This is a genomic window from Streptococcus salivarius (genome assembly GCF_002094975.1).
In the GTDB taxonomy this organism is placed as follows: domain Bacteria; phylum Bacillota; class Bacilli; order Lactobacillales; family Streptococcaceae; genus Streptococcus; species Streptococcus salivarius_D.
The window spans coordinates 681,350-695,082 of the sequence record NZ_CP015283.1 but is presented as its reverse complement, the minus strand read 5'-3'; the positions used below and the strand labels follow the sequence as shown (position 1 = coordinate 695,082).

At 41.3% G+C, this 13,733-nt stretch carries 9 protein-coding genes and 1 pseudogene; 3 read left to right on the top strand and 7 right to left on the bottom strand.

All coding sequences use genetic code 11. The features are described from left to right. The first annotated feature begins 93 nt into the window (after positions 1 to 93). Positions 94 to 732 (top strand): Crp/Fnr family transcriptional regulator, encoded by a 639-nt coding sequence (locus tag V471_RS03670; RefSeq protein ID WP_049529348.1) that lies wholly within the window; start codon positions 94 to 96, stop codon positions 730 to 732. Positions 733 to 832: 100 nt separating this feature from the next. Next, a complete protein-coding gene (def, locus tag V471_RS03665) occupies positions 833 to 1,447 on the top strand; it encodes a peptide deformylase (protein WP_002883663.1) in 615 nt (204 codons plus the stop codon). Positions 1,448 to 1,573: 126 nt separating this feature from the next. Here the strand turns inward: def and ilvA are convergent, their stop codons facing one another. From ilvA to V471_RS03645, 4 genes are all read right to left on the bottom strand, one after another. Continuing rightward, entirely contained in the window at positions 1,574 to 2,824 is a 1,251-nt protein-coding gene (ilvA, locus tag V471_RS03660) for a threonine ammonia-lyase IlvA (protein ID WP_002883616.1), read from the bottom strand. 110 nt (positions 2,825 to 2,934) lie between these two features. Next, positions 2,935 to 6,714, bottom strand: a complete 3,780-nt coding sequence (locus V471_RS03655) for a glycoside hydrolase family 66 protein (RefSeq protein WP_084871115.1) — start codon at positions 6,712 to 6,714, stop codon at positions 2,935 to 2,937. 381 nt (positions 6,715 to 7,095) lie between these two features. Further along, complete coding sequence (gene dtd / locus V471_RS03650; RefSeq protein WP_049545639.1) at positions 7,096 to 7,539, bottom strand: D-aminoacyl-tRNA deacylase; 444 nt, start codon at positions 7,537 to 7,539, stop codon at positions 7,096 to 7,098. A gap of 12 nt (positions 7,540 to 7,551) precedes the next feature. Then, the gene (locus V471_RS03645) at positions 7,552 to 9,771 is read right to left on the bottom strand and encodes a RelA/SpoT family protein (protein WP_084871114.1); all 2,220 of its coding nucleotides are present in this window, start codon (positions 9,769 to 9,771) and stop codon (positions 7,552 to 7,554) included. A gap of 167 nt (positions 9,772 to 9,938) precedes the next feature. On the opposite strand from V471_RS03645, the gene nrdI reads away from it, so the two are divergent. Beyond that, positions 9,939 to 10,397 (top strand): class Ib ribonucleoside-diphosphate reductase assembly flavoprotein NrdI, encoded by a 459-nt coding sequence (gene nrdI, locus V471_RS03640; RefSeq protein ID WP_048790371.1) that lies wholly within the window; start codon positions 9,939 to 9,941, stop codon positions 10,395 to 10,397. A gap of 41 nt (positions 10,398 to 10,438) precedes the next feature. On the opposite strand, the pseudogene V471_RS03635 reads toward nrdI, so the two are convergent. From V471_RS03635 to V471_RS03625, 3 genes and pseudogenes are all read right to left on the bottom strand, one after another. Continuing rightward, positions 10,439 to 12,481 (bottom strand): annotated as a pseudogene (locus V471_RS03635) (bifunctional 2',3'-cyclic-nucleotide 2'-phosphodiesterase/3'-nucleotidase); the annotation flags it as partial. 81 nt (positions 12,482 to 12,562) lie between these two features. Further along, entirely contained in the window at positions 12,563 to 12,949 is a 387-nt protein-coding gene (locus V471_RS03630; RefSeq protein ID WP_045768432.1) for an IS110 family transposase, read from the bottom strand. Between the two features lie 19 nt (positions 12,950 to 12,968). After that, on the bottom strand, positions 12,969 to 13,730 hold the full coding sequence (locus V471_RS03625) for an IS110 family RNA-guided transposase (RefSeq protein ID WP_049529073.1): 762 nt from the start codon (positions 13,728 to 13,730) through the stop codon (positions 12,969 to 12,971). Positions 13,731 to 13,733: the final 3 nt, after the last annotated feature.

Genomic DNA, 13,733 nt, shown 5'->3' with positions numbered 1-13,733 from the left:
AACATCCTTTCCTTACTTGTCTAATAGTTATTTTTTCATTATAATCTAAGGAGACTTTAAAAAATAGGACCTAGGTCCTAAAAAAGGAGATGTATGCGTAATCATACCATAAGACCTCAACTTGACCAGGTCTTTCCACCCCCCTACCTCAACCAATTACAGAAAGTCACCTTTCAAAAGAACGATTATATTTGTACCCAAGGGCAAGCTATCACTGAGCTGACCTACATTTTATCAGGAAAGGTAAAAATTGTTCGTTCTCTCTTCAATGGTAAAGAACATATCCTAGAAACGCTCAATCAGCCTCAGATATTGGGAGATGTAGAACTCATGACCAACCAACCAGCAGGATCATCAGTCATTGCTTTAGAAGAGGTTCAAGCAGTTCAGCTCCCATTAAATAATAAAGAAGAACTCCTCAAAGACCCTGTTTTTCTCTACCAAATTGGACGTAACCTGGCTATGGCACTGCATAAGCAAGGTATTACTGCTTCAACAAATGCGAGTTACTCTGTCAAAGAGCGTCTGGCCACCCATATTTTGAAAAGTGAAGAAGAGAATATCTTTCAATTATCACCATCCATTTTAGCTTCCCGTTTTGGAACTAGCTATCGTCATGTACAGCGAGTTATCAAACAATTTATCGATCAGGGAATTATCGAAAAAGAGGCCTTTAAAACCTATCGTATTTTAGAGAGACAAACCTTGGAAAAACTGGCTTTTATCGATTAGAAAAAGCCTCACTTTAACCCTTGATGGTTTAATTTTCAACCCTTTTGTGCTATAGTTATAAACAAGTAAATCAAAGAAAAAAGAAAATAGAGGTAAACAAATGGATGCTCAAACCAAAATTATCCGCGCCAGCCATATGATTGATATGAATGATATCATTCGCGAAGGAAATCCAACCTTGCGTGCTGTCGCTGAAGATGTAACCTTCCCACTATCAGACGAAGACATTATCCTAGGCGAAAAAATGATGCAGTTTCTTCGTAACTCACAAGATCCTGTTATTGCCGAAAAAATGGGGCTTCGTGGGGGAGTCGGTCTTGCAGCCCCTCAATTAGATATTTCAAAACGCATTATCGCTGTTCTCGTTCCAAACCCTGAAGATGCTGAAGGTAATCCACCAAAAGAAGCATATAGCCTTCAAGAAATCATGTACAACCCTAAAGTAGTTGCCCATTCTGTTCAGGATGCTGCTTTGGGCGATGGCGAAGGATGCCTCTCAGTTGATCGCGACGTTCCTGGTTACGTGGTTCGTCATGCTCGTGTAACTGTTGAATACTTCAACAAAGAAGGCGAAAAGCAACGTGTTAAACTCCGTGGTTACAACTCAATCGTTGTTCAACACGAAATCGACCATACTAACGGTATCATGTTCTATGACCGCATCAATAAAGACAATCCATTCGCCATTAAAGATGGACTCTTAATTATCGAATAAAGAAAACCTCAGTAGAAATACTGGGGTTTTAGTTTGAAGATAAGGCATTAGTACCACTTTATAGCTAAGTCAAAGTAGAAAAGAACCAACTTTTGTCGGTTCTTTTCTTCTTATCTGAACCTATCCTCAGACAAGCATATTGTATAGTGTTTCGTTACCGTGAAGGTTGATATAACTTGGGTCAAAGGCAGAAAGACGCTCGAGAAGTCCATCATAGTCGTTCTTATCACTAAGAGCTATACCAATGAGAACTGGGCCTTTTCCTTTATTAGCTCGTTTGATGTACTCAAAACGAGTGATATCATCATTTGGTCCCAAGATATCATTTACAAATTCACGAAGGGCACCAGGACGTTGTGGGAAGTTAACCACAAAGTAATGCTTGATACCATCGTAGATAAGCGCACGTTCTTCCATCTCTGGCATACGGTTGATGTCATTGTTACCACCTGAAATGATGCAGACGATGGTTTTTCCTTTAATCTCATCTTTAATCACTTCCAAAGCCGCTACTGACGCCGCACCTGCGGGTTCTGCAATGGTACCAACCTTAGAGTACATATCAATTAAGGTTTCTGAAATCAAGCCTTCATCAACTCCCAAGAGGCGGTCAACATATTTACGTGCGACTTCATAGGTCTTGACACCTACCTTTTGAACAGCAATCCCGTCCGCAAACTTATCAATTTCTTCGAGTTTTACAGGATAACCACGGTCAAAGGCAGCACGCATACTACGAGCACCACTAGCCTCAACACCAATAACCTCCATAGACGGTGCTACATCCTTGATATAAGTAGCTACACCAGAGATAAGGCCGCCACCACCTACTGGAACCAAGATACTATCGAAGGAAACACCTTCCTCTTGAGCCTGCTCATAAATTTCATAAGCAACAGTTCCTTGACCTGCTTGGACATTATAATCGTCGAATGGATCAATGAAAGTCATCCCTTCAGACTTGGTATATTCCTGTGCTGCTTGAGCAGAAGCATCAAAGGTATCTCCTACCAATTTGATTGTTACAAACTTGCCACCAAAGAAACGGACTTGACCAATTTTTTGGAGAGGCGTTGTTACTGGCATAAAGATGGTTGCCGGAATCTTCATCTCGTTACAAGTGTAGGCAACCCCCTGAGCATGGTTTCCGGCTGATGCACAAACCACACCACGCGCCTTATCCTCATCACTCAATTGATGGATAGCATAGTAGGCTCCACGCAATTTGAAAGAGCGTACCTTTTGCATATTTTCTTTTTTAATATAAATGGTCGCCCCGTATTTTTCAGATAAGTAGCGATCAAAATCTAGTGGTGTGCGTTCCACCACGTTTTTTAAGACTTCATTAGCCTTTACGATATCATTTGCAGTAATCATTGGCTCTCCTTTGACACAATATTCAAACTATTTCTATTGTATCACAATTTTCAGAAAAAATAGCAGCCAGTATAAAGAAAACTCCTTGTTTACACAAAGAGTTCTACTTATTATTTATCAACTTTTTTTGACATCAAGAAGTTACGAAGAGCTGCAAGGGTTGCCGCACCTGCAAGGGTTGCCGCACCTGCAAGGACAATAGCTGTAAGGATAGCTACAGCATGCTCTCCCCACTTGTGAGATTTTGCTGTTTTAGCAATTGTAGCCTTAAGATCTTCAGTTGTTCCTTTTTCACCTGCTTGCGTCGTTGTCTTACTTGCAAGGTTAAGATCTTGACTACCATTGTAAGTGTTATCTGACGAAGCTGTATTGACAAGGTCTTGACGGCTACTGCGAGTATAGCTGACCTTTGTTGTAATGCTATCAATCATCTCAACAATATTTCTGATTGTTGTTGCATCGTACAAGCCACCCTCAGTATCTTTCAAGATAGATACTGCTAATTTTTCAATAGAGGCTTCTGAAGAAGCTGCTACCATAGAGTGGGATTCTGAGCTTGCTGTTTCTGAATATCTTGCATAGTTGCTAAAGAGTGACGCTGCTTCTGTAATCGTTTCAGAAGTACTTGGCAAGGTTTCTGAGACGCGAGGAGCTACAGAGAGTCTATTCCAACTATTGATGTTTTCTGATAGTCCATCAAGGATGACTTCCTCAGATGTGCTTACTGTTTCTGAAATCGCTGAAGTCACTTCTGAAGTGCTCACTTGACTTTCTGATTCTGTCAATGAAACAGCTGGTTCTTCAACTACTTCTGATTCTGAAACGACTGTGCTGATTGAAGTCTCTGATTCAGATGCTGAAGTCTCTGAAGTTGATGCTTCTGAGATAATATCAGTTTCTGAGACCTTAGATGATACTGTTGTGCTTTCTGATACTTCTGACGGAGCAACTGAGACAATTGTGCTTGTAGTTTCTGAAACAAGGCTAGTACTTGCCTGACTCTCTGATTCTGTCAAAGAAGCCACTGGTTCAACTACTGCATGTGATTCTGAAATTGCTGTCGTCGTTGAAATTGCTGACTCTGAAGTTGATGCTACTGAACTATTTTCAGTTTCTGATGCTTCCGATGATACTGTTACACTTTCTGATACTTCTGATGAGACTGTTGAGGCAGCTGTGCTTGCAGCCTCTGAAGCTGGTGTAGTGATTGAATCTGATGCTACTGTACCTTGATCCGTATTAGATACTGAGTTGTCATCTTTCTTATCATGTGCGGTCTCTGACACAGCTATCGCCACTGGAACAGCTGCTGAGTTTACTAACTCGTCAACTGATGGTGCTGGTTTAGTTGTTTCATCGAGTTTAGGAGCTTCAACAGATGGTTTAGTATCAGTTGGAGACTCTGAATCTTTGGTTACTGTTGTATTTTCTGATTTAGCTGTTTCTGAGCTTGCTTCAGATGTTACGGTATTATCTACTTTCTTACCAGCTTGGTTAGTAACTGGTTTCAAGATAACTGGTTCTACCGGTGTTGCTGTTGTGTCTTCCTTGATATAGAGCATGTTCCAAAGAGTTAGTTTAGGAACTGAAATGACAAGCACTGGTTGACCATTTTCATCTGTTTCAAGACTTGCTTGTGCCTTCTTCATGCTTGAAGTTGCCCAATCATCTGGTGACGTCACATAGACTTGATCGGCAATTTTAGCAGCTTCTTGAGCCGTTTTACCTGCTAGGCTAAGACGAACTGTGAGATTTTCTTGAGCGTCCGGTGTTTTATTGTCCGCATAACCCTCTTCATTATGCCAGCCCGCATTGATGCCCATCATATTAATCATTTGAACAGTTGAGAAACCTTTTCCTGATTTAGCAAATGTCCAAACTTGATTTCCTGTCACACCAAGAGCATCTTTAGAAAGGATTTCACCAGAAGCATTCTTTGTAGATACAGACTGAGTGCTGTTTGTCACACCCTCACCACGGAGAAGATTTTCATAAGCAGTGATGAACTGTTGGTAATTGTAAAGCTTACGAATAGTGTCCTTAGCCACACTGAGGTATTGAGTTGGGTAATAGGCACTTTGAAGAACGTTAAGGGCTGCATTAGCATTGGCAAGGGCTGCAATGGACATGTGATAGCCACCGGCTGCAGCTACTGTCGCATCTACGAGAAGTGTCGCATCAGCTTGCAATGGTTTACCAGCAAGGGCATCTTTACCCGCACCGTTAGTTGCTTTTCCGCCAGGAACAGTATAGTCAATACCTGGTTCTTCCATGTAGGCACCAACGATAAGTGATTTACCAGTTTTATTGCGTACCATATCGATACGTGCTTTCAAATCACCATAGGCAACCTGCATACGTCCTGGAATAACTGAACCACCGTTTGTCCAAAGCTCATTATAAACAACATCTTGACGTGCCTTGGCTAGTTTATCATCATTACCACCATTAACATCATTGATTGTGATGTAGTACTTTTCACCGATGAGGTCCTTCATGGCATTAATAAATGACGCATAGGAATCAGACATCATGTGTGAGTCAGCCTCGTCTGTACTGTTACGGTGCTCATAATCAGTCACACGGTTGTCACCAATTGTATCACCTTGCCAACCATCGAATCCCATACGATCCATAGCTGACTTCATGACACCTGCGATGTATTTTTGCCAATCTGGATTCGCCGGATCATAGTAAACTTGAGTTGGGTTATCACCGATAGTGTAAGTCATCGGTTCACCCTTCTTACCAAAGCTATCGTAGAAGTTATAAGCCAAAGCAGCAAGAGGAAGTGCTGGATTCTTTGGATTTGAATCTGCTGAAATCATGTTATAAAGCATGGCAACAGCACCTGACTTATGAACTTGGTCAACCAATTCTTTAACAGCCTTAGTGTCAACCTGAGTGTGACTCCAGGTATTCCATTTTTGAACAAAGCTATCGACACCCTCTGGGAAAGGATCTGTAGCTTCATTATAAGCATCATAGAAGAAATATGAGTTGATATTCATAGACTTCATGAGCTCAAGCTCTTTACGGTAGGCTTCAAGATTTTTAACAAGAATACTGTTTTGATCAGTTGGCGAACCTGCTACGATACCGTAACGTGGGAAAACTGTCCAATCATCTTCAACAGACAAGCCAGCACGCTTGCTTGACAAAGTACTACCAGATTTATCGTTGACACTGATTGTCACCAAGTAACCTGTATTGTTTGTCAACCACTCTGACGCTACTGTCAAGTTTGAAACCTTAGCTGAAGCTCCTGCCGTTAGCGTAAGGTCAACGTTATCTTGACCGATGATTTCTGAAGCATGTTGAAGTGTCAAGTTGACAGTCATTGTCTTAGTTTCTGCTGTTGGATTAGACACAACAACGGAATAATTAATATCACCATCTGTCTTGCTATAAGCTGCTTTTGTTGTTTCTGGATCTGTCAAGTAAGCATCACCATTCAAGTTTTGCTCTGTCACTTCTGTAACTGGTGTTACTTGAGCAGTTGAATGGCGTCCTGCTTCAGTAGCATTATCAGATGATGATGTGATGGTTTCCACAGCAGCTGACTCAGGAGCTAGTGCTTCACTGGCTACAAGCGTTTCTGAGCTAGCACTTTCTGCTGGCACAGCTTGTGAAAAGATTGTAGAAGCTGTCGCTGTTGTTGCAGTATCTGTCGCAACAGCAGCAGTTGATGGACCTACTTCTGTTGTCGCTACTGGAGCAACGGCCTCAGTTGGTACCACCACCAAGTTATCTGCTTCAGTTGTAATAACTGGTTTTGTTGCTTCTGAACTGACCACGTTATCTGCCTTGGCAACCTGATTCATCCCTAGGACACCACCGGCTACAAACAAACCTGATAATAATTTAGTTGACGCTACTTTCTTTGACATATCTCTCTATCCCTCTAAAAAAGTTTAAATCACCTCGGCGTTTCAAATTATCACTATTTGTATTTGCATGCTGTAAACTCGAGTTATTTTTAGTTTCATAAAAATCGCTTGGTGTTTCTTATGAAACTAATGTTAACTTAATCTTTTTTGTAAGACAAGGGAATTTCCGGTAATCCTCGTAAACGGTAATTTTTTCATCATGAATGGTCAGGTTTTTTCAGAAATTTGAGAGCAACATTTTCTAATTTCATTAAATATTCACTTGATTCAGTCTACTTAAAATGACAAAAATAAATCCCCAATAATGAAAATCCATCACCTAAATAGTTCATGTGAGAGAATAAAAAAACCACCTCTCACACAAGGCGAAAAATGGTTTGTTTATCGATTTTTCGTATCTAAAATAATGGTCACAGGTCCGTCATTGACCAAACTAACCTGCATATCTGCGCCAAAGCGTCCTCTTTCTACAGGAACATGAGTTGACAAGGATTGGTTGAAATCGTCATAGAACTGGCTAGCCATGTCAGGCTTTGCAGCACCCGTAAATGCTGGTCGATTCCCTTTTTTCGTATCTGCAAAAAGCGTAAACTGAGAAATCGACAAAATTTGGCCACCAATATCCTTAACAGAAAGATTCATCTTGCCATCTTCATCTGAAAAAATGCGCATATTGACAATCTTACGAACTGCATACTCTAGGTCCTCTTTGGTGTCCTCTGGACCAACTCCAACCAAGAGTAAGAGTCCCTGCTTAATAGCGCCAACCGTAGAATCCTCAATAACTACAGAGGCACTTTGCACGCGCTGAATTACAATCTTCATCGCAGTAACTCCTTACCCATTCGTACGTTTAACACTGTAAACATCAGGGATAATTTTAATCTTATCCACAAGACCAGTCAATTCAATAAGGTTTGCAATTTCAAAGCTAACGTGAATATTGGCAAACTTCATGTCCTTAGTCGGTTGTGCATTGACCGTAGCAATGCTCTTGGTCGTATTTGACAAGATTTGAAGAACATCATTCAACAGACCAGAACGGTTAAGGCCATAGATGTCAATCTCTGCCAAATAAGATTTATTGGCATTACGTTCATCCCACTCCACTTCGATTAAACGTTGCTCATAACCTTCTTGACTCTTGATATTATTACAATCGGAACGGTGAATAGCAATTCCACGGCCCTTGGTGATATAACCTTCAATCTCATCTCCAGGTACTGGGTTACAGCACTTAGCGATACGCATGAGGAGACCTGAAGCACCTTGAATGATGACGCCATTTTCACTCTTAACCTTAAGAACTTCTTTCTTCTCAGTCTTAACTTCGCCACCGTTCATTAGCTCTTCAGCTTCAGCTTTTGCCTTAGCACGCTCTTCCTCACGGCGTTCTTTTTCTGTCAGACGATTGAAAACAGCAGCAGCACTAATTTCACCAAAACCAACAGCGGCATAGAGAGCTTCTTCACTACGCACACTCATACGGGGGAGAATTTCCTCAATATGTTTCTTGTCTAGGTACTTATTGGCAATATAGCCATGCTCTTGGAAGTAGGCAATCAAAAGCTCACGACCCTTGGTGATAGAGGCTTCCTTGTCCTGATTTTTAAAGAATTGACGAATTTTATTTCTGGCCTTGGTGGTCTTAACCATCTTAATCCAGTCACGGCTAGGACCAAAGGAATTGGCATTAGTGACAATCTCAACCACATCACCTGTCTTAAGTTTGGCAGTCAAGGGCACCATACGGCCATTAACCTTAGCACCTGTGGCCTTCTCACCAACTTGGGTATGGATGGCATAGGCAAAGTCAATAGGTCCTGAATCTTTAGGCAATTCCTGAACAGCACCATTTGGCGTAAAGACATAAATACGCTCCGAGAAGATATCCTCTTTAACAGAGTCAACAAACCCCATAGCATCACCATTTGAGGCGTCTTGAAGTTCAACAAGATCTTTAATCCAGTTCATTCCCAAAGCAGACTCTTTCGAATCTACCTTGCCCTTGATACCTTTCTTGTAAGCCCAGTGAGCTGCAACCCCATATTCGGCAACTTGGTGCATTTCCTTGGTACGGATTTGAATTTCAATAGGCCCTTTTGGCCCATAAACCGTTGTATGGATAGACTGGTAACCATTGGATTTAGGATTGGCAATATAGTCTTTAAAACGGCCAGGCATCGGACGCCAGAGTTCATGGATGTATCCCAACATGGCGTAAACATCACTATGCGTCTCCATAACACAACGGATGGCAATCAAATCATAGATTTGATCAAAGCGCTTTTTCTTGTCGCGCATCTTACGATAAATAGAGTAGATGTGCTTTGGACGACCATAAACATCACCAACAAGTCCTTGTTCAGCTGTATAGGTCTTAATTTTATCGACAATCTCGTCCACAAGTTCCTCACGCTCACGACGTTTTTCCTTCATCATGTGAGAAATCTTGTAGAATTCCACCTCATTAAGGTAACGGAAGGACATGTCTTCCAATTCCCATTTGATACGACTAATACCCAGACGGTGGGCCAAAGGAGCATAGATTTCCATAGTTTCACGAGAAATGCGCTCTTGCTTATCCTTACGAAGATGCTTAAGGGTACGCATATTGTGCAAACGATCGGCCAATTTAACCAAGATGACACGGATATCCTTAGACATGGCCATAAGCATCTTACGGTGATTTTCAGCCAACTGCTCCTCGTGGGACTTGTACTCAACCTTACCAAGCTTAGTAACACCGTCCACGATATTTCGTACATCCGTACCAAAATCCGCTTCCAAATCATCGAGCGTTTTTTCGGTGTCTTCAACGACATCGTGTAAGAAACCACAGGCTACTGTCACTGCATCAAGATGGAGATCTGCCAGGATACTTGCCACTTGAATAGGGTGAATAATATAAGGTTCTCCTGACTGACGAAATTGCCCACTATGAGCATCTGTTGCATAATGCCAGGCTTTTTCAACTAATTTCAAATCATCTGCTGACATGTAGGCCGAGCAAATGTCTAAAATTTCTTCTCCTGTTACATTTTTATCTTTAGCCATGATTTCTTCCTTCGCTTCTTTTAATAACCTTTATTTTATCACTTTTACAAGTAAAGAAAAAGAGCTAGATAGGCAATTCTTAAGCGCAAGGAGCTAACTTGAAAAGCACAATATCTTGTGTTAGAATGATTGAACAAACACAAGATATAGATAGAAAGAGGACGCTTATGTCTCAACTTACCCTCGTTTATATTAGTCTAAGCGGTAATACCCAAAGCTTTGTCAAACGTATGTCTGACTATCTATCCCTCAACCACGGGATTGAATGTCGCCAAATCAATATTAAAGAACTTAATCATGAAACCTTCCAAGTAGATGAACCCTTTGTCGCACTCTTGCCAACCTACCTTGAAGGAGGAAATGGCGTTGACAATGGAGATATTGAGATCCTAACCAATCCACTGGGTGACTTTATCGCAGCCCATAACAATCACGAACGTTGCTTTGGTATCATCGGTTCTGGCAACCGTAACTTCAATAACCAGTACTGCCTAACCGCCAAACAGTACAGTCAACGTTTTGACTTCCCAATGTTGGGAGACTTCGAGCTACGTGGCACACAGTCCGATATCGAACGTCTAGCACCTATTATCCTAGAAGCACAAAAGAACTTTAACCAACGCTAAAACTAGAGCAAAAAAGCCCATATCAGGGCTTTTTCTCTTGCTTAATTTTCTTCGTGTTTTTTGATTCCAAAGAATCCAGCCAAGGTCACAAGAACCAGACCAGCTAAAGTTGCTGACACAGATTCATCTGAACCAGTGTTTGGCAAGGCCTTAACTGAGCTTGGACCTTGAGTTTCTTGTACTTGAGCTTGAGGCAAGATAACAACTTGAGCGTTTGACAACTGGATAGCTGGAACAGGTTTAGCCACGCTAGCACCTACAGTAGCTTTTGGTGTCTCACGCTTAGTTTGGTCTGCTGTCTCAACACCTTTTGGTGACTTCTCAGATTCTTTCTTAGTCGTATCCTCAACTTGATTTGCCTTTTCCTTAACAATCAAGCGGTACTCTGCAAATCCGGCTTGTGTTGATGGTCCTACATAACTAATGGCATCCTGACCAGCAAGGTGGGCACGCGCATTGTCAGATGAAGCAAAACGGATATCTGCATTCGTGATATTAGGGACGAAACTCCAATTTCCATCGGCACTCGGATTAATCGTTTTCTCGCTGACAATATAGTCAATGATGGCCTGACGATTCTCAAGATTGAGGAGGCGTTTTTCTGCAGCATCTTTAACACCAGGGAAGTTACCAGTCGCACGATAGTTGTTAGTCACGACAAGGAAAGTCTGATTCAAATCAATAGGTTTTCCTTGATAAGCCAAGTCACGAACACGACTAGCGTCTGGATTAACCAACTTACCTTCACGATCGTATTTGTTAGGTTGTGTCAAATCAAACTTATAAGTCAACCCATCAATCACATCATAATTGTATGAGCGATAGCTACTGTTAATGAGTTGTTGTGGTTCTTTGCTGTTAGGATCAATTTGATTGAACTGTCCTGCAGACATTTCCAACCATTCTTTAATTTGTGCCCCAGTCACTTTGAGTAGGGCAGTAACATTGTCGTAGAGGTAGAGGTCTGCGACGTTCTTAATGGCCAATGGACCAGCTGGGATATCGGTATAGTAGGTCGCATCCCCACGAGTCCCTGCCTTGAAAGGTGCAGCTGCTGAGAGGATTGGGAGATTTTCATCTGCTGTTCCCGCTACTTGTTTTTTAGCATACCATAGTTGTGCATTATTAACGATTTGAATAGATGGATCATCCTGAACCTGAGCAAAGTAGCTAGTAATTGGTGCAGTAGTCTCACCAACTTCCTTACGAACATAGTTGATTGTTCCATTATGGTCATGGGCTGCCATGTCAATTAAGTCCTTGTCCGCAACATCTGACTTAGTATCAATCTTTTCAAGCTTAGCCTTACTGTTAACAACTTTCCATTTGCCATCCGTGTAAGTCAATTTGACATCCATGATACCTAGATGATCTCCGAATTTACCAGCCATAACCACAGGTTTCCCATTGATGAGACCATTGACATCATCTACACCAGGGTATTTTGCATAAAAACTTGTGCCATCTCCATTTGGGAAATCAGCGTGAGAATGCCCTGTCGCAACAGCATCAACGCCTTCGATACCAGCAATTTGGTAACCTTCATTTTCCTCGTTCTTAGTGTATTCATTGTCACCAATACCAGAGTGAGCAGCAACAAGAATATAGTCAGCTCCTGCAGCCTTCATCTTAGGAACGATAGCCTTAACAGCCTCCATTGGATCATCAACGGTTACCTTACCTTCAAGGTTGGCCTTATCCCAAACCAAAATCTGTGTTGGAAGGACACCAGTAATACCGATTTTTAGTGTTACCTGTTTGCCATCCGTATCAGTAAAGGTCTTGTTAACAATCTTATAAGGGTTGTAATAGTAATCACCGGTCTGAGCATTACGTACATTGGCATTGATAATGTTGATCTTAGCAGCCTTAACCATACGATCCAAAAATTCTAGACCATAGTTAAACTCGTGGTTTCCAAGCGTTTCGGCATCATAACCAAGCATCTCAAAAGCCTTATACATAGGGTGAGTCTCACCTTGGGCAACAGGATCAATCAAGGCCTTATAAGTCCCAAAAGGAGTTCCCTGAATCGTATCCCCACTGTCCACTAAAACCGTATTGGGATTGGTTTCACGGGCTTTTTATTTGAAAAAAACATTAAAAATAGCGCAAAAAACTCTTCTTGTGCTATACTGTAATTGAGATTTTTTAAATTTTTGGTGTTAGAACTGTTGCCTCAGTCCTAGCACTTTTTCTTTGTCGTATTCTTGGTGTGTTGCGAGAATTTTGTAAATGATACGAAGTAGCTTATGTGCGCAAGCAATGACGGCTTTCATCTTACTTCCTCTTTGGGAAATTTTGCTATAAAAAGATGAAAACGCATTGTCTTTAGAGTGAGCCGCAATCAATCCCGACATGGTCAAAGCCTGCTTGATATATCGATTTCCTTGCGTGATATGTGAGGATTTTTTAATGCCAGCACTTTCATAAGATCCTGGGCAGAGCCCAGCCCAAGAAGCTAAGTGTGCGTCTGATTGAAAAGCCTTCACATCTGGTCCAATCTCAGCTAAAATTGTGGCTGCACAAGTTTCACTCACACCAGGAATCATTTGAAGTAATCTATTTTCTTCAGGGAAACTCCTTTTCGATATAAGCTATTATTTCACTCCTTAATTTGTTCATGAGTTTTTGATACAATTGATATTCTTCTAGGCTTTGGTCCAAGAGAAATCGATCCTCCAGTGACAACTTCCCATTCATGGCCTCCATTAATTCTTCGGGACTTGCTTTGACATGCTTGTGAATACAAGCTGTCACATTGTCATAATCAATGAGTTCCCCATTGATAAAGAGCGTTAAAAGAGACTGTCCTGTCTTAGAGAAGATATCAGAAAGATAGCTGGTTAGTTTGATATTAGCACGTTGTAAGAGGTTATGAATTTCATTCTTTATTTGAGTTTGACGTTGTTTGTAAGAACGTAACCTACGAGTGAGTAAACGTAACTGCATCACTTCAGGGCTTGGAATGTAAGAAGGCTCAATAAGTCCACAACGTCCGAGCTGTGCAATCCATTCGGCATCTTTCATGTCTGTTTTTCGACCAGGCACATTCTTAATATGTTGGGGGTTAGCTAATATCAAATTGAGTTCTGAGTCTGAGAATATATTAAAGAGTGGTACCCAATATTGGCCAGTGCTTTCAAAAAAGACATGTGTGACGTGATTTTCCAATAACCAATCTAAGGCGTTTTGGAGAGCTATAGTTGTTGTACCAAATTTTTTCTGAATCTTTTTAGGTTTATTGCTTTCTAGTGGACCATCTAGAATACAACAAACGATAGACTTTTGGTGGACATCAATTCCACAACAAGTTTCAATCATAACTTCCATTAC

Bases quoted from the DNA above. Each gene is read 5' to 3' on its own strand.
- V471_RS03670 (WP_049529348.1), top strand. From the start codon at position 94: ATGCGTAATCATACCATAAGACCTCAACTTGACCAGGTCTTTCCACCC.
- ilvA (WP_002883616.1), bottom strand. From the start codon at position 2,824: ATGATTACTGCAAATGATATCGTAAAGGCTAATGAAGTCTTAAAAAAC.
- def (WP_002883663.1), top strand. From the start codon at position 833: ATGGATGCTCAAACCAAAATTATCCGCGCCAGCCATATGATTGATATG.
- V471_RS03645 (WP_084871114.1), bottom strand. From the start codon at position 9,771: ATGGCTAAAGATAAAAATGTAACAGGAGAAGAAATTTTAGACATTTGC.
- nrdI (WP_048790371.1), top strand. From the start codon at position 9,939: ATGTCTCAACTTACCCTCGTTTATATTAGTCTAAGCGGTAATACCCAA.
- V471_RS03630 (WP_045768432.1), bottom strand. From the start codon at position 12,949: ATGATTCCTGGTGTGAGTGAAACTTGTGCAGCCACAATTTTAGCTGAG.
- V471_RS03625 (WP_049529073.1), bottom strand. From the start codon at position 13,730: ATGGAAGTTATGATTGAAACTTGTTGTGGAATTGATGTCCACCAAAAG.
- dtd (WP_049545639.1), bottom strand. From the start codon at position 7,539: ATGAAGATTGTAATTCAGCGCGTGCAAAGTGCCTCTGTAGTTATTGAG.
- V471_RS03655 (WP_084871115.1), bottom strand. From the start codon at position 6,714: ATGTCAAAGAAAGTAGCGTCAACTAAATTATTATCAGGTTTGTTTGTA.